This window comes from Ramlibacter sp., from assembly GCF_041916345.1.
Taxonomy (GTDB): Bacteria; Pseudomonadota; Gammaproteobacteria; order Burkholderiales; family Burkholderiaceae_C; genus Ramlibacter.
In genome coordinates, this window is sequence record NZ_JAYRZR010000005.1 from 34,178 (window position 1) to 56,887 (window position 22,710).

At 71.2% G+C, this 22,710-nt stretch carries 20 protein-coding genes; 12 read left to right on the forward strand and 8 right to left on the reverse strand.

All coding sequences use genetic code 11. The features are described from left to right. The first annotated feature begins 153 nt into the window (after positions 1 to 153). Entirely contained in the window at positions 154 to 1,281 is a 1,128-nt protein-coding gene (locus tag ACE3T5_RS02575) for a DUF6709 family protein (RefSeq protein WP_374664119.1), read from the forward strand. 18 nt (positions 1,282 to 1,299) lie between these two features. Here the strand turns inward: ACE3T5_RS02575 and ACE3T5_RS02580 are convergent, their stop codons facing one another. From ACE3T5_RS02580 to ACE3T5_RS02600, 5 genes are read right to left on the reverse strand one after another with little or no spacing between them, the layout of a single operon-like run. Further along, positions 1,300 to 3,366, reverse strand: a complete 2,067-nt coding sequence (locus ACE3T5_RS02580) for a tetratricopeptide repeat protein (RefSeq protein WP_374664121.1) — start codon at positions 3,364 to 3,366, stop codon at positions 1,300 to 1,302. Continuing rightward, positions 3,363 to 4,403, reverse strand: coding sequence for a VWA domain-containing protein (locus ACE3T5_RS02585; protein ID WP_374664123.1), 1,041 nt, complete (start codon positions 4,401 to 4,403; stop codon positions 3,363 to 3,365). Before ACE3T5_RS02585 ends, ACE3T5_RS02580 begins: the two co-directional genes overlap by 4 nt. Before the next feature lie 11 nt (positions 4,404 to 4,414). Then, positions 4,415 to 5,461 carry a DUF58 domain-containing protein gene (locus ACE3T5_RS02590; RefSeq protein ID WP_374664126.1) on the reverse strand — a complete coding sequence of 349 codons (1,047 nt, stop codon included), beginning with the start codon at positions 5,459 to 5,461 and terminating at the stop codon, positions 4,415 to 4,417. Then, positions 5,442 to 6,449, reverse strand: a complete 1,008-nt coding sequence (locus tag ACE3T5_RS02595; RefSeq protein WP_374664128.1) for an AAA family ATPase — start codon at positions 6,447 to 6,449, stop codon at positions 5,442 to 5,444. Before ACE3T5_RS02595 ends, ACE3T5_RS02590 begins: the two co-directional genes overlap by 20 nt. 49 nt (positions 6,450 to 6,498) lie before the next feature. Further along, positions 6,499 to 7,515 (reverse strand): S1C family serine protease, encoded by a 1,017-nt coding sequence (locus tag ACE3T5_RS02600; protein ID WP_374664130.1) that lies wholly within the window; start codon positions 7,513 to 7,515, stop codon positions 6,499 to 6,501. A gap of 107 nt (positions 7,516 to 7,622) precedes the next feature. Between ACE3T5_RS02600 and ACE3T5_RS02605 the strand changes: the two genes are divergently transcribed. The 10 genes from ACE3T5_RS02605 to ACE3T5_RS02650 all read left to right on the forward strand — a co-directional run bounded on the left by ACE3T5_RS02605 (position 7,623) and on the right by ACE3T5_RS02650 (position 19,298). Further along, complete coding sequence (locus ACE3T5_RS02605) at positions 7,623 to 8,471, forward strand: TatD family hydrolase (RefSeq protein WP_374664132.1); 849 nt, start codon at positions 7,623 to 7,625, stop codon at positions 8,469 to 8,471. Positions 8,472 to 8,479: 8 nt separating this feature from the next. Further along, positions 8,480 to 9,235: a spermidine synthase gene (locus tag ACE3T5_RS02610; RefSeq protein WP_374664134.1), complete on the forward strand. Its 756-nt coding sequence runs from the start codon at positions 8,480 to 8,482 to the stop codon at positions 9,233 to 9,235. 207 nt (positions 9,236 to 9,442) lie between these two features. Then, positions 9,443 to 10,441: a Bug family tripartite tricarboxylate transporter substrate binding protein gene (locus ACE3T5_RS02615; protein WP_374664136.1), complete on the forward strand. Its 999-nt coding sequence runs from the start codon at positions 9,443 to 9,445 to the stop codon at positions 10,439 to 10,441. Further along, complete coding sequence (locus ACE3T5_RS02620; RefSeq protein ID WP_374664138.1) at positions 10,438 to 11,595, forward strand: acyl-CoA dehydrogenase family protein; 1,158 nt, start codon at positions 10,438 to 10,440, stop codon at positions 11,593 to 11,595. The genes ACE3T5_RS02615 and ACE3T5_RS02620 overlap by 4 nt, the downstream gene beginning before the upstream one ends. A 45-nt stretch (positions 11,596 to 11,640) precedes the next feature. Next, positions 11,641 to 12,828: a CaiB/BaiF CoA transferase family protein gene (locus ACE3T5_RS02625; RefSeq protein WP_374664140.1), complete on the forward strand. Its 1,188-nt coding sequence runs from the start codon at positions 11,641 to 11,643 to the stop codon at positions 12,826 to 12,828. A gap of 75 nt (positions 12,829 to 12,903) precedes the next feature. After that, positions 12,904 to 14,691, forward strand: a complete 1,788-nt coding sequence (locus ACE3T5_RS02630) for a GspE/PulE family protein (protein WP_374664142.1) — start codon at positions 12,904 to 12,906, stop codon at positions 14,689 to 14,691. A 140-nt stretch (positions 14,692 to 14,831) separates the two neighbouring features. Continuing rightward, complete coding sequence (locus tag ACE3T5_RS02635; RefSeq protein WP_374664144.1) at positions 14,832 to 15,353, forward strand: tripartite tricarboxylate transporter TctB family protein; 522 nt, start codon at positions 14,832 to 14,834, stop codon at positions 15,351 to 15,353. A gap of 16 nt (positions 15,354 to 15,369) precedes the next feature. Continuing rightward, a complete protein-coding gene (locus tag ACE3T5_RS02640) occupies positions 15,370 to 16,884 on the forward strand; it encodes a tripartite tricarboxylate transporter permease (protein ID WP_374664146.1) in 1,515 nt (504 codons plus the stop codon). A 208-nt stretch (positions 16,885 to 17,092) separates the two neighbouring features. Further along, positions 17,093 to 18,376: a DUF3422 family protein gene (locus tag ACE3T5_RS02645; RefSeq protein WP_374664148.1), complete on the forward strand. Its 1,284-nt coding sequence runs from the start codon at positions 17,093 to 17,095 to the stop codon at positions 18,374 to 18,376. Between the two features lie 37 nt (positions 18,377 to 18,413). Next, the gene (locus tag ACE3T5_RS02650) at positions 18,414 to 19,298 is read left to right on the forward strand and encodes a DMT family transporter (protein WP_374664267.1); all 885 of its coding nucleotides are present in this window, start codon (positions 18,414 to 18,416) and stop codon (positions 19,296 to 19,298) included. A 15-nt stretch (positions 19,299 to 19,313) separates the two neighbouring features. Here ACE3T5_RS02650 and ACE3T5_RS02655 read toward each other — a convergent pair whose 3' ends face one another. Then, positions 19,314 to 20,207: a M48 family metalloprotease gene (locus ACE3T5_RS02655; RefSeq protein ID WP_374664151.1), complete on the reverse strand. Its 894-nt coding sequence runs from the start codon at positions 20,205 to 20,207 to the stop codon at positions 19,314 to 19,316. A gap of 20 nt (positions 20,208 to 20,227) precedes the next feature. Beyond that, positions 20,228 to 20,836, reverse strand: coding sequence for an SH3 domain-containing protein (locus tag ACE3T5_RS02660; RefSeq protein WP_374664153.1), 609 nt, complete (start codon positions 20,834 to 20,836; stop codon positions 20,228 to 20,230). Between the two features lie 34 nt (positions 20,837 to 20,870). Between ACE3T5_RS02660 and ACE3T5_RS02665 the strand changes: the two genes are divergently transcribed. Continuing rightward, positions 20,871 to 21,668 carry an SDR family oxidoreductase gene (locus ACE3T5_RS02665; protein ID WP_374664155.1) on the forward strand — a complete coding sequence of 266 codons (798 nt, stop codon included), beginning with the start codon at positions 20,871 to 20,873 and terminating at the stop codon, positions 21,666 to 21,668. 93 nt (positions 21,669 to 21,761) lie between these two features. On the opposite strand, the gene ACE3T5_RS02670 is transcribed toward ACE3T5_RS02665, so the two are convergent. Beyond that, positions 21,762 to 22,661, reverse strand: coding sequence for a DMT family transporter (locus tag ACE3T5_RS02670; RefSeq protein ID WP_374664157.1), 900 nt, complete (start codon positions 22,659 to 22,661; stop codon positions 21,762 to 21,764). Between the last annotated feature and the right edge of the window lie 49 nt (positions 22,662 to 22,710).

A 22,710-nucleotide genomic window follows, 5' to 3' on the forward strand; every position in this document is an offset into this window, starting at 1 on the left:
CGTGGTGCGATTCCGCAGGCCCCGCCCAGAGGTGAGCGAGGCGCCTGGGCGGACGGCACACTTCACCCGTGTGACATTCATCACCTCTTTTTCTTAATCCATCCGATGTAAACTTTAAGTGCTTACCCATCACATCTCCTGAAAGGACGCCCCATGTCGGCGAACTGGTTGCTGGCGCAGGTCCGCCGCACGGCACGCAATCGCATCATCCTGGCGGCATTGCTGGTGCTGGGGGCGCTGGCCGTCCTCATCGGCAACCGCGCCTACCTGAAGGAGTACTTCCAGGGGCCGGCCTACCTGTCCGCCGGCGAACTCGAGCGGGCCGGCTCGCTGGACGCGCTGGACCGCCGGTGGATCCGGGTCGAGGCGGTGGCGGTGGAGGACACCGGCGTCACGGAAATCACGGTGCGCACCAAGCGCGGCGTGGAGCGCGGGCGCAGTGTCACGGCCAGCTACCACGCCGCCCTGCTGGGCAGCCGCATCCTGGTGGTGAAGCACGCCGCGGAAGGGTCCCCCGGCACGCTGCTCACGGGCGAGCTGCGGCCGCTGGAGGGCAAGCTGGCCGAGGCGCTGTTCAAGGATGGCGCCGGGGCTGCGATGCGGCCCATGTTCATGCCCATGCAACTCGAGGCGACCGACTACCGCGCCAGCGGCCACTGGATCCTGCTGGGCGTGATCGCCACGCTGGCGGTAGCGGCGTGGCTGGTGCTCACCTCGCGCCGCTGGCTGGCGGCGCCGCACACGCATCCGGCCCTGAGGCGTGCGTCAGCCTGGGGCGATCTGCGCGCGCTCGATGCCGCCGTGGCGGAGGATCGTCTGGGCGCGCTCAATCTGGCCGGCTGGGGGCTGGGCCGCCGCTTCCTGGTGCGGTCCAGCCTGCTCGGGCTGGAATTGCACAGGCTCGACGAGCTGCTGTGGGCCTACGGCGAGGTCACGAAGAAGAAGCTGTACTACGTGATCCCGGCTGGCCAGACACAGGCACTGGTGCTGCGCTGGCGCGACCGCACGGTGCGCATCGACTGCAAGGAGGCAGTCATGCTCGGTGCGCTCGAGCAGGTTGTCGCGGGCCAGCCCTGGATCATGGTCGGCTGGAGCAAGGACGCCGAGACCTTCTACGACCGGCAGCGCGGACGCTTCGCCGCGGAGGTGGCCAAGGCGCGCCAGCAGTGGCAGCAGAGCCAGGCGCCCGCGCCCGTGCCGTCGCCCGCACCCGCCGCTGCGGCGCCGACGCCCGTGCCTGTGGCTACCGGCTTCGAGCCGACGCAGCCGCAGCCGATCTGACGCGTCCCCAGCGGGGGCCTATCGCCCCACGGGCGGCGGCGTGCGGCACATGGCTTCCAGCGCGTCGCTGAAGTCCGCCGCGAACTGGCGCGCATCACATAGTGCCGAAGCCGCCACGCGGCCCCGCAGCGAGGCGCGCAGCGCGGCCAGCGCGTCCAGGTCGGTCGCGCGCCGCACGGCCTGAGCCACGTAGCCCGCCGCGTCATCCGCGATCCAGTCGTCCAGCCCGGCGGTCCGCAGCAGGCCGCTGCCCTGCCGCGCGATGAGCCGGTCACCGCGCAGGGTGAGCGTGGGCACGCCCATCCAGAGCGCCTCGCAGGTGGTGGTGCCGCCGGGGAAGGGGAAGGTGTCCAGCAGCAGATCCACCTCGGCGTGGGCCTGCAGGTAGGCCGAGCGTGAACTGCGGCCGTGCAGATCCACCCGCTCGGGCGGCAGGCCCTGCGCGCGCATGCGACGGCGCAGCGCCTCGCGCGTGGGCTCGTCACCGAGCTGCGGGCTCTGCAGGCGCAGGCGGGCGCCGGGCACGGCGGCCAGCACGCGGCCCCAGAGGGCCAGCACGGCATCACTCACCTTCGCCAGGGCCTGGAAGCTGCCGAAGGTGATGGACCCACGCTTCGCGGCCGGCAGGGGCGCCACGTCGGGTGCATCCACGGGCGGCGTGAAGCACAGCCGGGTGCGCGGCAGGCGCCACACCGTCTCCGAGAACTGCTCGCTGGCCCCGGTGGGCACCGTGGCCTCGTCAGCCAGCAGGTAGTCGATCTCCGCCACGCCGGTGGTGGCGAAGTAGCCGAGCCAGGTGGCCTGCACCGGTGCCGCCCGCCAGCCGAAGAGCGGCAGGCGGTTGCGTGCCGTGTGGCCGGAGAGATCCATCAGCACGTCGATGCGGTCCGCGCGGATGCGCGCGGCCGCTTCGGCATCGGACAGGGTGTCGATGCGGCACCAGTGCACGCGTTGGCGCAGGCGGGCCGTGAGGTCGTCGGCCTCGGCCTGGTGGGCATAGGCCCACACCTGCACGCGCGCCGGGTCCAGCGCCGTGAGCAGGCTCTCCAGGAAGTAGCCCACCGGATGATTGCGCAGGTCACCGCTCACCAGGCCCAGGCGCAGCGGCCCCGCCTGGCGCGCGGGCGCGGGGGGCAGGGGCCGGGCCAGCCGGGTGACGGTGGCGCCATAGCGCCGCGCCTCGGCCAGGCGCTCGGCGGGTGTCGGTGCGTCGGCGTAGTTCAGCGCCAGCAGCAGGTTGTCGTGCGCGCCCAGGAAGCCCGGGCTGAGGGTCATCGCGCGGCGGAAGCAGGCCAGGGCCTCGTCCAGCAGGCCCTGCTCGCGCAGCACGTTGCCCCGGTTGCTGTGAATGGCGCCCACGCTGCCATCGAGGGCGATGGCCCGTTCGAAGGCCGACTGGGCCTCCACCAGGCGGCCCAGGTCGTGCAGGGTGTTGCCGTGGTCGTTCCACGCGGCCACGTTGTCCGGCTGCAGCGCCAGCGCCCGACGGAACGCGGCCGCGGCCGGCACCATGCGCTGCCGCTCGCGCAGCACCGAGGCGAAGGCCTGCCACGCGGCGGCGTCGTCCTCACGCAGGCGCACGCCTTCGGCCAGCAGCGTCTCGGCGCGGGCCAGTTCCCGCTGCGCCTGCAGCCGCTGGGCGAGGCGCAGCCGCACGCGATGCAGATGGGCGTCCAGGGCCAGGGCTCGTGTCCAGCAGCGGATCGCCTCGGCGGGGCGGCCGAGTGCCTCCAGCGCGAAGCCCAGGTTGCCATGGGCGGTGGCGAGCGAGGCATCCAGCGTCACCGCCTGCGCCGCGTGCCGCGCCGCTTCCTCATGGCGCTGCAAGGCCAGCAGGGTGGTGGCAAAGTTGCTGTAGGCCTGGGCGTCTGGCGCGAGCCGCAGCGCCTGCTGCTTGGCGGCCAGGGCCTCTTCATGGCGGCCCTGACCTGCGAGCGCTGCACCCAGCACCGTCCAGCCGCCGGCCGCTTCGGGCGCCCTTGCAATCAGGCGGCGCGCGACCTGCTCCAGCTCGGCGTGGCGCCCGGCCGCGAACAGCTCGGTGATCGATGGCCCGGGCGTTGGCGCAACGGCCGGCGCCGTCACAGGATGCGGTTGAACCAGAGCAGCGACAGGCCGGCCGACAGCAGGGACAGGGCAGCCGCCGCCAGTGCGAACAGGGCGGCGACCTCGGTCTCCTTCTTCTCCACCGTGAGCCGTGAGCTCAGCGTCTCGTAGACCTTCTTCAGGTCCTGCGCGGTGCCGGCGTAGAAGTACTCGGCCTGCGTCTTGCCGGCCACCTGCTTGAGCGTCTCCTCGTCGAGGCGCACGCGCATGGACCAGCCCTCGAAACCGATCGTCTCACCATCCACCGTGCCGATGCCCACCGTGTACACGCGCACGCCGCGGTCGGCCGCCATCTTGGCGGCTTCCAGCGGGTCGACGCCCGTGGTGCGCTGGCCGTCGGTGAGCATGATGATGGCGGCGGAGTTGAACGAGCCGGGCGCCACCGGCGTGAACTCCTTCTTTTCCTTCTTCTCCTGGTCGATGGCGAAGCCGCGCTGGCGGTCCCGCCCGCCCTGCAGCGACTGCAGGTCGATGCCGGCATCCGGGAACAGCGTGGCCAGCGAGATGACGATGGCGTTGCCGGTGGCGGTGGCGCGCTGCAGCTGGAAGCGGTCGATGGCGGTGACCAGGTCCTCGCGGTTCACCGTGGGCAGCTGCGCCACCTGCGCCGAGCCGGCGAAGGCCACGATGCCCACCTTCACATGGCGCGGCAGTTCCTGGATGAAGGCCTTGGCCGCGTTCTGCGCGGCCACCAGGCGGTTCGGCTGCACGTCGGTGGCGCGCATGCTGCCGGAGACATCCATCGCCAGGATGATGGTCTGCTGGTTCGACGGCAGCGTGACCACCGCCACCGGCCGCGCGGCGGCCACCAGCAGCGCGGCCATGGCCAGCAGGAACAGCAGGGGCGGCACGTGGCGGCGCATCTGCTGCCCCGCGCCCATGGCCTCCTTCACCATGGTGAGCGAGGCGTAGCGCACCGCCAGCTTGCGCTTGCGGCGCAGCAGCAGCACATAGACCCCCACCAGCAGCGGCAGGGCGAGGAGCAACCACAGGAACTCGGGCCAGAGGAAGTGCATGGCGGTTCTCCTTAGGCGGCGTGGCGTTGCGTGGCGGGCGCGCCGCTGCCGCGCAGGTGGGCCGGCAGGCCGCCCGCGCCCAGCTGGGCGCGGCGCTTGCGCATGTCGACGAAGCGCACCACGGCGTCCGCCAGGTCGGCGTCGGTGGACAGCTCCAGCGCGTCCACGCCGGCGCGGGTGAGGGCTTCGCGCAGCTCGGCCTCGCGCTGGGCGGCGATGCGCGCGAAGCGCTTGCGGAAGCCGGCATCGTGGGTGTCCACCACTACCTGCTCGCCGGTCTCGGCGTCGCGCAGGGTGAGCAGGCCAAGATCGGGCAGGTCCAGCTCCAGCGGGTCGAGCACGCGCACGGCCACCACCTCATGCCGCTGGGCCAGCTGGGCGAGCGGACGCTCCCAGCCGGGCTCGCTGATGAAGTCCGACACCACGAAGATCGTGGAGCGCCGCTTGATCAGGTTGGCGGCCGAGCCCAGCAGCTCCTGCAGGCGCGTGCCGCCGCCTTCCGGCGTGGCCGGGCGCTCCAGCATGCTGTGCAGCAGGTGCAGCACATGGCGCCGGCCGGTGCGGGTGGGGATGACCGTGTCCACGCCCGAGCCATACAGCATGGCGCCCACGCGGTTGCCGTGGCGGGTGAGCACGCGCGCCAGCACGGTCACGAACTCGGCGGAGACGTTGCGCTTGCGCAGCTCGCCCGAGCCGAAGTCCACCGAGGGGCTCAGGTCCAGCAGGAACCAGGCCGCCATCTCGCGGTCTTCGGTGAACACGCGCACGTGCGGCTGCTGCATGCGCGCGGTGACGTTCCAGTCGATGTGGCGTACGTCGTCATGCACCTGGTACTCGCGCAGGTCCGCCAGGTCCAGGCCGGTGCCGCGCAGCAGCGTGCGGTAGTCGCCCTGCAGCACACCGTCGAGCCGGCGGATGACCTTCCATTCCAGGCGGCGCAGCACGGATTCGGCGGCGGCGCCCGTCCCGCCCGTGGCGGGGGAGGCCGCAGCCGCAGGTGCCGCAGCCGCAGCCTCCTCGCCCGCAGGGGCGGCCTTCTTACGCCACCAGCTTCTCATGTTCCAGCGGCTTGGCCGGTGCGGGGATCTTGGCCATGATCTTGCCGACGATCCCGTCGGCTGTCATGCCCTCGGACAGCGCCTCGTAAGAGAGCACCACGCGATGGCGCAGCACGTCGGGCACCAGGTCCACCATGTCCTCGGGCAGCACGTAGCTGCGTCCGCGCAGCATGGCCAGCGCCCGCGCGCCCTCGGTCAGGTTGATGGTGGCGCGCGGACTGGCGCCGTAGGTGATGAAGCGCGTGAGCTCCTTCAGGCCGTGGCGATCGGGCGTGCGCGTGGCGGAGACGAGCTTCACCGCGTACTGCACGATGGACGGGTCCACGTAAACCTGCCGGCACTCCTTCTGCAGCGCGGCGAGCTGCTCGGTGGTGGCCACCGGCGTCACGTCGACGGACGGTCCGGTGACGCGCTGCACGATGACGAATTCCTCCTCGTCGGTCGGGTAGTCCACCAGCACCTTCATCATGAAGCGGTCCACCTGCGCCTCGGGCAGGGGGTAGGTGCCTTCGGTCTCGATGGGGTTCTGCGTGGCCATCACCAGGAAGGGGTTCGGCACCTTGTGCGTCTCGCCGGCGATGGTGACCTGGCGTTCCTGCATCACCTCCAGCAGGGCGCTCTGCACCTTGGCCGGCGCGCGGTTGATCTCGTCGGCCAGCAGCAGGTTGGCGAACACCGGTCCGAGCGCGGTGGAGAAGTCGCCCGTCTTCTGGTTGTAGATGCGCGTGCCCACCAGGTCGGCCGGCACCAGGTCGGGCGTGAACTGGATGCGCTTGAACTGCCCGCGCATGGTGTTGGCGAGCGTCTTCACGGTGAGCGTCTTGGCGAGGCCCGGCACGCCTTCCACCAGCAGGTGGCCCTGGGCCAGCATGGCCACCATCACGCGTTCGAGGAAGCGGTCTTGACCGACCACCACGCGCTTGACCTCGTAGAGGATCTGTTCCATCAACTGCGCGGTGGCGGCATCGGTGCGGCTGGTGTTGTCCATCGGTGCGGTGTCGGTGTGAAGGAAGGGAAAGCAAGCGCGGGCGCGCCGCTCAGAACGGCGGCAGCCCGGCGGCCGAGGCCGCGTTCTCGATCGGCACGGCAAAGCCGATGCCGAGGAAGGTGCGTGCGGGCGTGGGGTTGAGGATGGCGGTGACGATGCCCACCACCTCGCCGTCCATGGTGACCAGCGGTCCGCCGGAATTGCCGGGGTTGGCCGCCGCGTCGAACTGGATCAGGTTCTTCATCTCCTGCTTGCCCTCGGGCGACTTGAAGGCGCGGCCCAGGCCGGAGACGATGCCGCCGGAGGCCGAGGGCCCGATGCCGAACGGGAAGCCGACTGCCAGCACCTTGTCGCCTGGCGCCAGATCCGCCGTGGAGCGCATGGTGGCGGCGATCATGTCGTCCGGGATCTTGGCGGCCTGCAGCACGGCCAGGTCGTTTTCGGCCTGCACGCCGGTGATGGTGGCGGTGGCCTCCAGGCCGTCGTGGAAGGTGACCTTGATGCGGTCGGAGCCGGCCACGACATGCAGGTTGGTGAGGATCACACCCTTGTCGATGATGACCACGCCGGTGCCCACGCCGCTTTCCACCTCGTCGCCCTCGGCGCCTTCGCCGCCGGCCGGGCCCAGGGGCTTGGGCCTGGCGCCATGCGCGGCGGCCTTGGCGTCATCGCCCTTGAGCCGGCTGCGCTTCACGTAGCTGACCACGCGCACGACGGAGGGGCGGATGCGATCGTAGGCGCGGCTGTACTCCGAAGGCAGCGTCTCGGTCGACAGCGTCTTCAGCACGGCGGCGGTGATGTCGTCCTGTGTCAGGCGCCGCTGCTGCGGGCGGCTGACCAGGGTGGCCACCAGCGCGGCGGCCAGCAGGAGGATGGCGGCCCACAGCCACACCGGGCGGGATGGGTCCGGCCGCCAGCGGGACCAGCGGCTGGGCGCGGCGCCGGCCGCCGCGGCTGCTGCAACGGAAGGGGTCTCGGTGTTCGCCGGATCCGACCCGGCAGGCGCGCCCGCTGGCGTGCCTGCCCGCGCCGGGCGGCTGGTGCTGTAGAGGGCGGGCCTGCGCATCCGTGATCCTTCGCTGAACAGCCGGCAGAAGAACAATCGTGGGTGCACGGTAGCACGGTTTGCGCGGCCTTGCACCACCCTGCGCGCCACTCGGGCATCATCGCCGGATGACGGCTTGGGTCGACACGCATTGCCACCTGGACGCGCCCGAGTTCGCTGCCGACGCGGCCGCCGTGCGCGAGCGCGCGGCACGCGCCGGCGTGGTGCATTGCGTGCTGCCGGCGGTGGCCGCGGCGCACTTTCCGGCAGTGCGGGAGCAGGCGTGGCAAGGCGGCGACAGCTACGCGCTGGGCATCCACCCGCTCTTCACAGGCATGGCCACGGATGAGGACCTGGCCACGCTCGACGCGGCCCTGGCTGCGGGCCCCGACGACCCGCGCCTGGTGGCCGTGGGCGAGATCGGCCTGGACTATTTCGTGCCCGGCCTCGACGGCCCCCGGCAGGAGCGCTTCTATGCCGAGCAGCTCGCGCTGGCGCAGCGGCACGGGCTGCCGGTGATCCTGCACGTGCGCCGCTCCGCCGATGCGCTGCTGCGGCAGCTGCGCCGCCGGCCGGTGGGCGGCATCGCCCATGCCTTCAACGGCAGCCTGCAGCAGGCGAAGGCCTTCGTCGACCTCGGCTTCCGTCTCGGCTTCGGCGGTGCGCTGACCTTCGAGCGGGCGCTGCAGCTGCGCCGGCTGGCGCAGGCGCTGCCGCTGGACGCGCTGGTGCTGGAGACCGACGCGCCCGACATCCCGCCGCAGTGGCTGTACCGCGACGCGCAGGCGCGCGCGGCGGGCGCGCCGCAGGGCCGCAACGAGCCGGCGGAGCTGCCGCGCATCGGCGCCGTGCTGGCGGGCCTGCGCGGGCTGCCGGTGGAGGCGCTGGCCGAGGCGACCACGCGCAATGCCTGCGCGGCGCTGCCGCGGCTGGGCGCCTTGCTGGCGCAACAGGGCGCGCCGGCCGCCCGCCCATAATCCCCGGCGTGAAAGCCCGACCGACCGCGCTGCCCGAGGCGCACTTCTCCGACTACGGCGACATCCGCTACCTGCACCTGGAAAGCGAATGGATCCAGGGCTCCATGCGCCTGGATGCGCCGTTCGACATCGACCTGGAGTACGTGCAGCGCATGATGGCCTGGCTGCTGTTCGTACCGCCGGATTCCGTGCGCAAGCGGCACGCCATGCAGCTCGGCCTGGGCGCGGCGGCGCTCACCAAGTTCTGCCGCAAGCGGCTGGGCATGAAGACCACCGCCATCGAGATCAACCCCCAGGTGGTGGCCGCCTGCCGGCTCTGGTTCAAGCTGCCGGCGGACGACACGCGGCTGTCGGTGATCCTGGGTGACGCCGCCGAGGTGGTGGCCCACGCGCACTGGCGCGGCCAGGTGGACGCGCTGCAGGTGGACCTGTATGACCAGGAGGCGGCAGCGCCGGTGCTGGACAGCGAGGCCTTCTACCGCGACTGCCGCGCGCTGCTGACGGAGGACGGCTGCATGACCGTCAACCTGTTCGGCCGCGCCTCCAGCTACGAGCGCAGCCTGTCGCGCATCCAGGCCGCCGTCGGTGCCGATGCGGTGTGGGCCTTCAAGCCCACGCGCGAGGGCAACACCATCGTGCTGGCGCTGCGCGAGCCGCAGCAGCCCGCGCGTGCGGAGCTGCTGGCACGCGCGGAGGCGATCGAGGCGCGCTGGGGCCTGCCGGCGCGCAAGTGGCTGCGGGTGTTCGGGCGCGTGAAGGGCTGAGGCCGCTGCCAGCCTGACCGCCGAAGCGCCGGGCCGCGGCCTGATCGTTTCCGTCAACGGCCTTGATCCGAACTGCCATTGCCGGGGGCGGGCGGTGCGGCCGACGATGCCGGCCACGCACCGCAACCTGACAAGGGACTCGCCGGCGGGGCGCAGGCGCAGGCCCTTGGGGGCCGCGCAGGCCGGCGGCCCGAACGGAGACACCCCATGCTGCAAGGCTTCCGCCGCCGCGTCCTGGCCCGCTGGGCCGGGCTCGCCCTGATCGCTGCCACGGGCCTTGCGGCCACGGGCGCCGCCTGGTCCCAGGCGTTTCCCAGCCGGCCCATCCGCATCATCGTGCCCTACACGCCGGGCGGCACCACCGACGTGATGGCCCGCGCCATCGGGCAGAAGCTGACCGATGCCTGGGGTCAGCCGGTGATCGTGGACAACCGGCCTGGCGCCGCGGGCTGGCTGGGCCTGTCGCAGGGCGGCAAGTCGACGCCGGATGGCTACACCATCGTGCTGACGATCTCCAACGCGATCTACGCCAAGTCGCTGTACAGCAAGCTGCCGTTCGACATCGACACCGAGTTCGCGCCCATCTCCATGCTGTCACGCTCGGCCATCGGTCTGGCGGTGCCGGCGAACTTCCCGGCGGCCACGCTGGAGGAGTTCATCGCCCATGCACGCCGGAACCCGGGCAAGCTGAGCTACGGCTCGTTCGGCCAGGGCACCACGGCGCACATCTTCGGCGAGTCGCTCAACCTGGCGGCCAAGGTGGACCTGGCGCATGCCGCCTACAAGGGCGCCGCGCCGCTCACGCAGGACCTGCTGGGCGGCCAGATCAGCGCGGCGTGGCTGGACACCGCCTCGCTCGCGCCGATGCAGCAGGCCGGCAAGGTCCGCACGCTGGCCATCACCGGCCTGCAACGCAATGCCTCGCTCCACGGCGTGCCCACCTTCACCGAACTGGGCCTGAAGGGGTTCGAGCCGGTCGGCTTCTTCCTCGTGCTGGCACCGGCGGGCACGCCGAAGGAGATCGTGGCGAAGCTGTCCGAGGGCATTGGCGTCGCGATCCGCTCGCCCGATCTCAGCCAGCGCCTGCGCGACCTCGGCCAGGAGCCGGTGGGCAGCACGGCGGAGGAACTGGGCGCGCAGATGAAGGTGCTGGCCGACACCATGGACCGCACCATCAAGGCGGCGAAGATCCGGGTCGAGCAGTGACGGCACGCGTCGCCGCTGGCACGAGTGCGCGCCCGGTGCTGCGCGAAGACCATGAGGCCTTCCGCACCCAGGTGCGCCGGTTCGTGGACCGCGAGATCGCGCCGCATCACACCCGCTGGGAAGACGAGGGCCGCGTGCCCGCGAGCCTGTGGCGCGCCGCCGGCGCAGCCGGCCTGCTGTGCACGACGCTGCCCGAGCCCTGGGGCGCGGGCGGCGATTTCGGCCATGCCGCGGTGATCATCGAGGAGCTGGCGCGCGTGAACGCCACCGGCGTCGGCTTCAGCCTGCACTCGGAAGTGGTGGCGCCCTACCTGCATGCCTACGGCACGCCCGCGCAGCACGGGCGCTGGCTGCCTGCCATGGCCGCGGGTACCTGCATCGGCGCCATCGCCATGACCGAGCCCGACGCCGGCAGCGACCTGAAGGCGATCCGCACGACGGCCCGACGCGATGGCGATGCCTACGTGCTCTCCGGCCAGAAGACCTACATCTCCAACGGCTTGAATGCCGGCCTGGTGATCGTGGTCGCCAAGACCGACCCGGCCGCTGGCGCCCGCGGCCTCTCGCTGCTGGTGGTGGAGAACGGCATAGCCGGCTTCCGCCGCGGCCCGGCCCTGCGCAAGATCGGCCTGCGGGCGCAGGACACGGCGGAACTGTTCTTCGACGAGGTGCGCGTGCCCATCGCTCACCGGCTGGGCGAGGAAGGGCAGGGCTTCGGCTACCTGATGCACCAGCTCGCGCAGGAGCGGCTGGTGATCGCGGTGCGTGCCGCCGCCAGCGTGGAGGCATTCCTGGCGCGCACCATCGCGTGGACGCGCGAGCGCAAGGCCTTCGGCCAGCGGGTGCTGGACTACCAGAACACGCGCTTCCGCCTGGCGGAGGCCAAGGCCCAGGCGGTGATGCTGCGTGCGTTCGTGGATGACTGCCTGGCGCGCCACCTGCGCGGCGAGCTGGATGCCGAGCGCGCGGCCATGGCCAAGCTGGTCGGCTCGGAGATGCAGAACCGGCTGCTCGACGAATGCCTGCAGCTGCACGGCGGCCAGGGCTTCATGGCCGACGGCGGCATCGGCAGCGCGTGGGTCGATGCGCGCGTGGCGCGCATCTACGGCGGCAGCAACGAGATCATGCGCGAGATCATCGCGCGCGGCCTGTAGCACGGGCCGCGGCGGCAACGACCCTCGCCTTCGAAAAGGACACCCATGCAAGGCCCCCTCTCCGGCGTGCGCATCGTCGACCTCTCCGCCGTCGTCTCCGGCCCCATGGCCGCCGGCATCCTGGCCGACCAGGGCGCGGACGTGATCAAGGTGGAGTCGCGCGGCGGCGACCTGACGCGCCGCATCGGCCTCATCAAGGGCGACCTGACCGGCCTGTTCCATGCCATCAACCGCGGCAAGCGCTCCATCGTGCTCGATCTCAAGCAGGGCCCCGCGCGCGAGGTGCTGCGTGACCTGGTGCGGTCCGCCGACGTGCTGGTGGAGAACTTCCGCCCCGGCGCGATGCAGCGGCTGGGCTTCGGCTGGGAGGCCGCGCAGGCCTTGAGCCCTCGGCTGATCTATGTGTCCATCAGCGGCTTCGGCCAGACCGGGCCCTGCGCGAACTGGCGCGTGTACGACCCGGTGATCCAGGCCGTGGCGGGCTTCGCCGACGCGCACCCCGATCCGCAGACACAGGAGCCGCGCCTGCTGCAGACCCTGATGTGCGACAAGATCACCGCGCTCACGGCGGCCCAGGCGATCACCGCCGCGCTGCTGGAGCGGCAGACCACCGCCACCGGACGGCGCATCGAGCTGTCGATGCTGGATGCTGCCCTGGCCTTCCTGTGGCCCGAGGCGCTGTACAACCATGCGTTCCTGGACGACCCGCCCGCGCCCACCATGGAGTTCGGCGCCCGCCAGCGCCTGTGGCGCTGCCGCGATGGCTGGTTCGCCCTCATCACCCCGCAGGACGACGAGTTCGCCGCCATGTGCCGCGTGTTCGGCCGGCCGGAGCTGATCGCCGATCCGCGCTTCGCCAACCTGCTGACCCGCCGCGACAACGCCGATGCGCTGCGGGCCGAGCTGGACCCGATCGCCGCGCAGCAGGAACTGGCGCCCTTCGTCACGCGGCTCGCGGCCGAGGGCGTGCCGGTGGGCCACGTCAACACCAAGCCGGCGCTGGCCGGTGACGCGCAGGTGCGCCACAACGGCAGCCTGGTGGACACGCCGTATCCCGACGTGGGCCGCATCCGCGCGCCCCGGGCCGCGGCGCGCTTCGCGGGGGAGGATGAAGCAGCCCTCGCCGGGCAACGGGCGCCGCACCTGGGCGAGCACTCGCGCGCGATCCTGGCGGAGCTGGGGCGGGTGGGCACGGAAGCCGATTCGCTGTTCGCCAGCGGCGCGGTGGGCTGAGTCGCGGCAAGCCGGTGCCCCGCGCGCGGGGGGCGGCGGTACCGGGTGCACGGGCCCCGGCGCTACCATTGCCGCATGACTGCTGCCGCCAAGAACCCGCCGCTTCGCCACCCAGCGCCCAACGGCCCGCTGCATTGGCGGACGCTGGTCGACTGGCTCAGCGAGGATGGGGTCATCTCGGTGGATGAGGCCCGCCGCACCATCGCGCGCTGCTCGCAGGCCGAGAGCGCGCAGCATCCGCTGGTGCGGCTGGCCGCGGTGGCCATGGGGCGCGCCTCCGACGGCAAGTCGCTCGACATCGAGACGCTCACCCAGTACCTGGCCGGCCGCTGCGGGCTGGACTACCTGCGCATCGACCCGCTGAAGGTGGACGTGGCCAAGGTGGCCGAGACCATGAGCGCCGCCTATGCCGAGAGCCACAAGGTGCTGCCGGTGCAGGCCAGCGCCAGCGAGGTGGTGGTCGCGACAGCGGAGCCCTTCATCACCGACTGGATCGACGAGGTCGAGCGCCAGGCGCGGCGCGGCGTGCGCCGGGTGATCGCCAATCCGCAGGACATCCACCGTTACACGGCGGAATTCTTCGCGCTGGCCAAGTCGGTGCGCGCGGCGCAGAAGTCCGGCGGCAACACCGCGCGCAGCTTCGAGCAGCTGGTGGAGCTGGGGCGCAGCAACAAGCAGCTGGATGCCAATGACCAGGGCGTGGTGCAGGTGGTGGACTGGCTGTGGCAATACGCCTTCGACCAGCGCGCGAGCGACATCCACCTGGAGCCGCGGCGCGAGCAGGGCGTGATCCGCTTCCGCATCGACGGCGTGCTGCATCCGGTCTACCAGATGCCCATCACCGTGCTGAATGCGATGACGGCGCGCATCAAGCTGCTGGGCCGCATGGACGTGGTGGAAAAGCGTCGCCCGCAGGACGGCCGCATCAAGACGCGCAACCCGCGCGGCGACGAGGTGGAGATGCGCCTGTCCACGCTGCCCACGGCCTTCGGCGAGAAGATGGTGATGCGCATCTTCGACCCCGACACCGCGGTGAAGGATCTGGACGCGCTGGGCTTCTCGCCGCACGACGCGCAGCGCTGGGAGGCATTGGTGCGCCGGCCGCACGGCATCGTGCTCGTGACCGGCCCCACCGGCTCGGGCAAGACGACCACGTTGTATTCCACGCTCAAGCGCCTCGCCACCGAGGAGGTGAACGTGAGCACGGTGGAGGACCCGATCGAGATGATCGAGCCCTCCTTCAACCAGACGCAGGTGCAGACGCAGATCGACTTCGGCTTCGCCGAGGGCCTGCGCGCGCTGATGCGCCAGGACCCGGACATCATCATGATCGGCGAGATCCGGGATCTCGCCACGGCGGAGATGGCGGTGCAGGCCGCGCTGACCGGGCACCTGGTGTTCTCCACCCTGCACACGAATGACGCGCCCTCCGCGGTGACCCGCCTGATGGACCTGGGCGTGCCCTCCTACCTGATCAGCGCCACCGTCATCGGCGTGCTCGCGCAGCGCCTGGTGCGCACGCTGTGCCGGCAGTGCCGCCTGCCCGATGAGGCCGCCGCGCGCGATGCACTGGAGGCCGCCGTCCACCCCTGGAAGATCCAGGGCGACTGGAAGCCCTATCGGCCGGTGGGCTGCGTGGATTGCCGCATGACCGGCTTCCTCGGCCGCATGGGGCTGTATGAACTGCTCACCGTGACCGAGGGCTTCAAGGAGCGCGTGATGCAGGATCCCGCCATGGCCCGCCTGCGCGCGCAGGCGGTGGCCGATGGCATGCGGCCCCTGCGCCTGGCCGGCGCGCTGCGCGTGGCCGAAGGGCTGACCACGATGGACGAGGTGCTCTCGGCCACGCCGCCGCTGGAGTAGCCGACGCCGGCATCGTGTCACCTACGTGTCACGGGGCGTGCCCTGCGCCCGGGTCGCACCGTAGGTGGAATCCCCAACGGGAGCGGGGGGGTTTCCCCGCAAGAATTGCCCGTCCGGAAATCCCTTTGAGGAGACAACCAATGAAAATCAAGAGCCAGAAGGATTTCTTCGCCGGGCTCATGTTCATGATCGTGGGCGGCGGGTTTGCCTGGGGCGCGACGAGCTACACCATCGGCGACGGGGCCCGCATGGGCCCCGGCTACTTCCCGCTCATGGTCGGCATCCTGCTGTCCATCGTCGGTGTGGCGGTGATGTTCCAGTCTCTGGTCGTCGAGACCGAGGATGGCGGCAAGATCGGCGCCTTCGCCTGGAAGCCCCTGGGCTTCATCATCGGTGCCAACGTGATCTTCGGCATCTGCATCGGCGGCATTCCGCGCATCGCGATCCCCGGCACCCAGATCGCCATCAACATCGGCCTGCCTTCCATGGGCCTCATCGTCGGCATCTACGCGCTCACCTTCGTGGCAGCCAAGGCCGGCGAGGAGTTCAACACGAAGGAAGTCGCCATCCTCGCGACCATCCTGGCGGTGCTGAGCTACGTGGCGTTCATCTGGGGGCTGAAGCTGCAGTTCCCGGTGTGGCCCTCCTTCCTGACCCGTTGAAGAACGAGCGACCCAAATGGAACTGCTGAACAACCTCCAGCTCGGTTTCGGCGTGGCGTTCACGCTGCAGAACCTGCTTTACTGCTTCATCGGCGTCGTGCTCGGCACGCTGATCGGCGTGCTGCCCGGCATCGGCCCGGTGGCCACCATCGCGATGCTGCTGCCGGCCACCTACGCGCTGCCGCCGGTGGCCGCGCTGATCATGCTGGCCGGCATCTACTACGGCTCGCAGTACGGCGGCTCCACCACCGCCATCCTGGTGAACCTGCCGGGTGAATCGGCCTCGGTCGTGACCGTGATCGACGGCTACCAGATGGCGCGCCAGGGCCGTGCGGGCCCCGCGCTGGCGGCGGCCGGCCTGGGCTCCTTCTTCGCCGGCACCGTGGGCACGCTGATCCTGGCGGCCTTCGCCAAGCCGCTGACCGAGGTCGCCTTCAAGTTCGGCCCGGCCGAGTACTTCTCGCTCATGATCCTGGGCCTGATCGGCGCCGTGGTGCTGGCCTCCGGCTCCCTGATCAAGGCCATCGGGATGATCCTGCTGGGCCTGCTGCTGGGCCTGGTCGGCACGGACGTCAACTCCGGCGTGGCGCGCTATTCCTTCGACATCCCCGAGCTGACGGATGGCATCGGCTTCATCGTCATCGCCATGGGCGTGTTCGGCTACGGCGAGATCATCAGCAACCTGGGCAAGCACGAGAGCGAGCGACAGGTCTTCACCGCCGAAGTGCATGGCCTCATGCCCACGAAGGAAGACTTCAAGCGCATGGCGCCTGCGGTCCTGCGCGGCACGGCGCTGGGCTCGGCGCTGGGCATCCTGCCGGGCGGCGGCGCGCTGCTGTCGGCCTTCGCGGCCTACACCATTGAGAAGAAGACCAAGCTGCAGCCGGGCGAGGTGCCCTTCGGCAAGGGCAACATCCGTGGCGTGGCGGCACCGGAATCGGCGAACAACGCCGGTTCGCAGACCTCCTTCATCCCGTTGCTCACGCTGGGCATTCCGCCCAACGCCGTGATGGCGCTGATGGTCGGTGCCATGACCATCCACAACATCCAGCCGGGCCCGCAGGTGATGACCAGCAACCCCGGCCTGTTCTGGGGCCTGATCGCCTCCATGTGGATCGGCAACGCCATGCTGATCATCCTGAACCTGCCGCTGATCGGCATCTGGATCAAGCTGCTGACCATTCCCTACCGCTGGCTGTTCCCGGCCATCGTGCTGTTCTGCGCCATCGGCGTGTACTCCACGAACAACAACACCTGGGACATCTGGATGGTGGCCATCTTCGGCTTCATCGGCTACGTGTTCATCAAGCTCGGCTGCGAGCCGGCCCCGCTGCTGCTGGGCCTGATCCTGGGCCCGATGATGGAGGAGAACCTGCGGCGCGCCCTGCTGCTGTCGCGCGGCGACTGGAGCGTGCTGGTCACGCGCCCGCTGTCGGCCACGCTGCTGGGCCTGGCGCTGCTGCTGCTCATCATCGTGCTGCTGCCGGCGGTGAAGAGCAAGCGGGAGCAGGCGTTCCAGGAAGAGGATTGAGGCGTTCACCCGCAAAACGCTGCGCGTTTTGCGGGTGGTCTGAAGTGATGCAAAAGGCCGGAGTGAATCCGGCCTTTTGCATGGGGAGGTCGCGCTGCGCGTTGCTCCGCGCGGCCTGGTGCCCCTGCGGGGAGTGAAGGCCCGTCGCGTGGCGCGGGCCCGCCTCCGCATGCGTCAGAATCCTCCTCTTTGGCTCCGGACATTCACCATGCCCATGCCCCAGGCCCACCCGCAGCGGGTGGCGCTGCACAACGAGATCCATGCCCGCCCGCCGGAGGCGATGGGCGTGCCGCTGGCCATCACCCACGTGGTCATGCTGGCCGATGCGCAGGGGCGGGACGCCAGCCGGGCGCACCTGGCGGCGTTGCTGAAGGACCACCACCAGGCCTCGCCGGACGCGCAGACCACGCACCTGAGGGCGGAGCTGGGGGGCTGGCGCGTGCGCTGGGAGATGCATACCGAGTTCGTCTCCTGGACCTTCTCGCGCCCGTTCGACGCCAGCCAGTTCGATGACCGCGAGCCCGCCACGGCCAGTGCCGCCGTGCCGCAGGCGTGGCTGGCCGAGCTGCCCGGGCAGATGCTGTGCGGCCTGCACCTGTGGGTGCTGTCCACCCGCGCGCACCAGGAGGGATCGCTCGTGCGCCACGTGCTGCGCGAGGAAACCCTGGTCGGCTCCACCGTGGCCGACGGCCTGGGCGAGGTGTACACCGATTTCACCCTGCACGCGGACGGCTTCGCGCGCATGGTGCTGCTGGCCGACAGCGTCACGCCGCGCCGGCTGGGCCGGCTGGTGCAGCAGCTGCTGGAGGTGGATACCTACCGCATGGCGGCGCTGCTGGGCCTGCCCGCCGCGCGCGAAGCCGGCAGCGTGCTGGCCCACGCCGAGCGCGAGCTGGCCGCGCTGGCCGAGTCGATCCGCGTGGCCGGCCGTGACGAGGAGCCGCAGCTGCTGGACCGCCTCACGCGCCTGGCCGGCCAGGTGGAAAGCCACTACGCCGCGACGCACTCGCGCTTCTCGGCGAGCGCCGCCTACTTCGAGCTGGTGGACCGGCGCCTGGCCGACATCGGCGAATCCCGCCTGGGGGGGCTGCAGACGCTCGGTGAGTTCATCCACCGTCGCCTGTCGCCGGCGCGCGCCACCTGCGAATGGTCCGTGCGCCGGCAGGACGCGCTGTCGCAGCGGGTCTCGCGCATCAGCAACCTGCTGCGCACGCGGGTGGAGATCGAGCAGCAGCAGAGCAGCCAGGCCCTGCTGGGCGCGATGAACCGGCGGCAGGACCTGCAGCTCAAGCTGCAGGCCACGGTGGAGGGCCTGTCGGTGGCGGCCATCACCTACTACATCGTCGGCCTGGTGAGCTACCTCGCCAAGGGGGCGCAGGCCCTGGGCTGGCCGTTCAGCGCGGAGGCCACGGCGGCCGGCGCGATCCCGGTGGTGGCCGGCACGGTCTGGTTGCTGCTGCGCCGCCTGCACGCCCGCCTGCTGGACCACTGAGGTGACGCCGGGCCCGCAGGCCGCCACGCGGGCGGTGATGCCCGGCGTGCTGCTGGCGCTGGCGGGCACGCTCACCTTCAGCATCAAGGCCATCATCGTCAAGCTGGCCTACCGGCACGGCGTGGACCCCTACACGCTGATCATGCTGCGCATGCTGTTCGCGCTGCCGTTCTTCCTGGCCATGGCGTGGTGGGCCGGGCGCGGCAAGCCGCCGCTCGCGCGTGACGAGTGGCTGGCGGTGTGCGGACTGGGCTTCATCGGCTACTACCTCTCCAGCACGCTCGACTTCGCCGGGCTGCAGTACATCACCGCCTCGCTGGAGCGGCTGATCATCTACATCACGCCCACGCTGGTGATGCTGCTCGGCTGGCTGCTGCACGGCCACCGGCCGGGGGCCGGGCAGACGGCCGGCATGGTGGTCAGCTATGCCGGGGTGGCACTCGTGTTCGGCCTGGAGGCCCGCCTGGAGGGCCGGCATGTCCCGCTGGGCGCCCTGCTGGTGTTCGTGAGCTGCATCACCTATGCCATCTACCTCGTCGCCAGCGCGCGCTGGGTGCGCCGCATGGGATCGCTGCGGCTGGTGGGCTGGGCCACCAGCGTGGCCTGCCTGTGCTGCATCGCGCAGTATCTGGTGCTGCACCCGGCGTCCAGCGTGCTGGTGGTGGCGCCGCAGGTGATCGGGCTGTCGATCCTCAATGCCACGCTCGCGACCGTGGTGCCGGTGCTGCTGGTGATGATGGCCATCGAGCGCGTGGGCGCGGCCCTGACCGCCCAGGTGGGCATGGTCGGGCCGCTGTCGACCATCTTCATGGGCGTGGCCTGGCTCGACGAGCCGTTCACGGCCTGGACGGCGGTGGGTACCGGCCTCGTGGTGGCTGGCGTGTTCCTGTTCACGCGCGCGGCGGCGCGCAGGCCAGGGTGAGGGCGGCGCCCGGCCTCAGCGCAGGCGGTCGGCGATGCGCACGACGGGCTTGCCGGCCAGGCTGTCGAGACGCTGGCCCATGGCCTGCTCCAGCTGATCCAGCCGCTGCTGCGCGGGCGGGTGCGTGCTGAGCGTCAGGCTGAACAGCGGGTTCTCCGGTGTGGCGGTGCGCAGCTGCTGCAGCACGGCCGGCAGGCCATAGGGGTCGAAACCGGCGCGGGCGGCCAGGGCCACGCCTTGACGGTCGGACTCGAACTCGTCCGCCTGATCCAGGCCGCTGCCATACAGATCCTTGCCCAGGGCCAGCATCTGCGCCGAGATCGCCTGCGCCGCCGCCGAGCCGCGCACCTGCGAGCCCACCAGCGCGGCGAACAGCCCCGCGCGCGCCTTGCTGCGCAGTGCCTTGAGGTGATGCTTCGCCTCCACGTGGGTGATCTCGTGCGCCAGGATGCCGGCCAGCTCGGACTCGTCCACGCGGTCGATCAGGCCCTTGGTCACGAAGACGTAGCCGCCCGGCGCGGCGAAGGCATTGAAGCCGGGGTCGTTGATGACGCCGAAGGTCCAGGGCAGGTGGGGCCGGCTCGACTGCAGGCTGATCCAGCGCCCGAGCTGGTTCACGTAGCGCTGCAGCGCCATGTCACGTGACAGCGGCTTGCTGCCCAGCAACACGGCGGCGAGCTGACGGCCGATCTCGATCTCCTTCGGCTCGTCGATGCTTTCCATCGACTCCGACAGCATCTTCAGCAGGTCCGTCGGCTGCGCGCCCTGGTTGCCCGCGGGCGCGAGGTTGCCGATCTGCAGGTTGCCGCCCAGGCCGCGCAGCAGGCCGCCCAGCGCGCGGCCTGGGTCCTGCGCGAAGAGCGTGGGGGCAGCGGCCAGCAGCGCGCCGCAGAGGACGGCGCGGGTCACAGGGAGGCGAGTGGGGCGCTTCATTGCTGGGGCTGCGACGGATCGCCCTGTGGAGTGGTCGTGGGGCGCAGCGGCGCGGGCAGCGGCTCGACCTGCACCGGCTGCAGGTTCGCGCGGGCCGCGAACTCGCGCGCCTGCGCCTCGTTCAGCCGCTGGCCTTCCACCTCGGTCACGGCGGCCAGGTTGGGTTGGGCACGCTGGATGTCCGCCTTGTCCAGCCCGCGGATGCCGGAGGCCGAAGTCGACGTGGTGTTCGATGCGCCCGTGCCGCGCCCGAGCAGGTTGGTCATGCCACGCAGCAGGCCGGAGCCGGACGATTCAGTCGGTGCCGCGGTGCTGGCCCCGCCGGTGGTGGGGCCGAGATCGAACATGTGCAGCCAGCCGGTGGCGCCATCGGCCAGGCGCACCTGCACCCAGGGGCCGCTGCGATCCGGCAGTCGGGTGACCACGGTCTGGGCCGGCAGCGGCTTGATGCGCGCGGCGGCCTCGCCGGGGGCCTCGCGCAGCTCGGTGTCGCGCTTGGTCGCGGCGCCGTCCTGGGCGGCAGCCGGCAGTGCGGCCGCCAGGCCCAGCAGCAGGACCGCGCGCCAGCCCCCCTGGCGCAGCCCGCGTGTGGCAATGCGTATCATGGTTGGATCTTCGTCAAACCGCATCAGGCATTGTATGGACTTGGGTATCGCGGGCAAATGGGCGCTCGTCTGCGGCGCGAGCAAGGGGCTGGGACTGGGCTGCGCCGTGGCCCTGGCGCGCGAGGGTGCGCACGTGGTGATGGTGGCGCGTGGCGCCGAGGCCCTGGAGGCCGCGGCCGCTGCGCTGCGGGCCGATGCCGCCTTACCGGCCGGCACGCAGGTGCTGACGGTGGCCGCTGACATCACCAGCGTCGAGGGCCGGGCGCGCGTGTTCGCCCAGCGCGCCGACTACGACATCGTCATCACGAACGCCGGTGGTCCGCCGCCCGGTGACTTCCGCGACTGGGGCCGTGAGACATGGATCAAGGCGGTGGACGCCAACATGCTCACGCCCATCGAGCTGATCAAGGCCACGGTGGATGGCATGGTCGCGCGAGGATTCGGCCGCATCGTGAACATCACCTCCAGCGCGGTGAAGGCGCCGATCGACATCCTGGGCCTCTCCAATGGCGCGCGCAGCGGCCTCACGGGCTTCATCGCGGGCGTGGCGCGCAACCCCAAGCTGGCGGCAGCCAACGTGACGGTGAACAACCTGCTGCCCGGTGCCTTCGACACCGATCGCCTGCGCGGCACGATGGAGGGCGCCTCGAAGAAGACCGGCAAGCCCATCGAGGCCATTGCCGAGGCGCGCCGCAAGGCCATCCCCGCGCAGCGTTTCGGCGAGCCGGGGGAGTTCGGCTCGACCTGCGCCTTCCTTTGCAGCCGGCAGGCCAGCTACATCACCGGGCAGAACGTGCTGATCGACGGCGGGGCGTACCCGGGGACGTACTGACCGCGCCCCGTCGCCCCCGCGCAGGCGGAGGCCCAGGAGGTTTCGGCTGGCCACCTGCTCCTGGATTCCCGCCTGCGCGGGAATGACAGGTCGTCAGCGCTGCGACGACACCACGATGCCGCCCACGATCAGCGCGAAGGCCACGCCGTGGTACAGGTGGGGCGCCTCGCCCAGGAAGGCGGCCGACAGCACCGCGGCGAACAGCGGCGTGAGATTCGAGAAGAAGCCGGCCACGTTGGGCCCGGCCCGCTGCACGCCGAGGCCCCAGCATCGGTAGGCCAGGATCGCGGGCCCCACGGCGACATAGAGCAGCGCCGCCGCGAGGGGCCAGCCCCAGGTGATGGATTGCGGCGCAAGGCCCCACTCCATGCCCGCGAACAGGGCCGACCACGCCAGACCGGGCACGAGCTGGGCCATCAGGAAGGCGGCCCAGTCCGAGCGGATCTCGGGCGGATCGTCCGGCCGCGCCAGCAGCCAGCTGTACCAGGCCCAGGCGGCGGTGGCCAGCAGGATGTACAGGTCGCCGGGCACGAACCGCACCTGTGCCAGTTGCGCCAGCTCGCCCCGGCACAGCACCGTGAGCACGCCCGCGATCGAGAGCGCGGCACCTGCCACCTGCCGCCGGGTGATGCGCTGCCCGAAGGCCAGCGCGCCCAGCCCCAGCATGAAGGCCGGCATGCTGGAGGCGACCAGCGTCACGTTGATCGGGGTGGAGGTCTTCAGCGCCAGGTACTGCAGCGCGTTGTAGCAGCCCACCCCCAGCAGACCCAGCAGCGCATAGCGACGCATGCGCGGCCACAGCGGGCTGCCACCCCGCAGGACCCAGGCGGCCAGCGGCAGCAGCAGCGCGAAGGCGAGCGCCCAGCGCAGGAAGTTCAGCGTGATGGGCGGCACCAGCCCGCTCACGAGGCGGCCGACCACGGCGTTGCCCGCCCACAGCAGGGGCGGCAGCGTCAGCAGGGCGGCAGTGGCGGGCGTGAGGCGCTGGGTCATGCCGGGTGCACTGTAGCCGGCGCAGCGAATCCCGGACTGAGACGCGCCT

Coding starts and splice junctions, on each gene's coding strand:
- ACE3T5_RS02575 (WP_374664119.1), top strand. CDS start 154: ATGTCGGCGAACTGGTTGCTGGCGCAGGTCCGCCGCACGGCACGCAAT.
- ACE3T5_RS02665 (WP_374664155.1), top strand. CDS start 20,871: ATGGACTTGGGTATCGCGGGCAAATGGGCGCTCGTCTGCGGCGCGAGC.
- ACE3T5_RS02585 (WP_374664123.1), bottom strand. CDS start 4,403: ATGCACTTCCTCTGGCCCGAGTTCCTGTGGTTGCTCCTCGCCCTGCCG.
- ACE3T5_RS02625 (WP_374664140.1), top strand. CDS start 11,641: ATGCAAGGCCCCCTCTCCGGCGTGCGCATCGTCGACCTCTCCGCCGTC.
- ACE3T5_RS02650 (WP_374664267.1), top strand. CDS start 18,414: ATGCCCGGCGTGCTGCTGGCGCTGGCGGGCACGCTCACCTTCAGCATC.
- ACE3T5_RS02595 (WP_374664128.1), bottom strand. CDS start 6,449: ATGGACAACACCAGCCGCACCGATGCCGCCACCGCGCAGTTGATGGAA.
- ACE3T5_RS02605 (WP_374664132.1), top strand. CDS start 7,623: ATGACGGCTTGGGTCGACACGCATTGCCACCTGGACGCGCCCGAGTTC.
- ACE3T5_RS02600 (WP_374664130.1), bottom strand. CDS start 7,515: ATGCGCAGGCCCGCCCTCTACAGCACCAGCCGCCCGGCGCGGGCAGGC.
- ACE3T5_RS02645 (WP_374664148.1), top strand. CDS start 17,093: ATGCCCATGCCCCAGGCCCACCCGCAGCGGGTGGCGCTGCACAACGAG.
- ACE3T5_RS02670 (WP_374664157.1), bottom strand. CDS start 22,661: ATGACCCAGCGCCTCACGCCCGCCACTGCCGCCCTGCTGACGCTGCCG.
- ACE3T5_RS02640 (WP_374664146.1), top strand. CDS start 15,370: ATGGAACTGCTGAACAACCTCCAGCTCGGTTTCGGCGTGGCGTTCACG.
- ACE3T5_RS02630 (WP_374664142.1), top strand. CDS start 12,904: ATGACTGCTGCCGCCAAGAACCCGCCGCTTCGCCACCCAGCGCCCAAC.
- ACE3T5_RS02660 (WP_374664153.1), bottom strand. CDS start 20,836: ATGATACGCATTGCCACACGCGGGCTGCGCCAGGGGGGCTGGCGCGCG.
- ACE3T5_RS02615 (WP_374664136.1), top strand. CDS start 9,443: ATGCTGCAAGGCTTCCGCCGCCGCGTCCTGGCCCGCTGGGCCGGGCTC.
- ACE3T5_RS02590 (WP_374664126.1), bottom strand. CDS start 5,461: ATGAGAAGCTGGTGGCGTAAGAAGGCCGCCCCTGCGGGCGAGGAGGCT.
- ACE3T5_RS02635 (WP_374664144.1), top strand. CDS start 14,832: ATGAAAATCAAGAGCCAGAAGGATTTCTTCGCCGGGCTCATGTTCATG.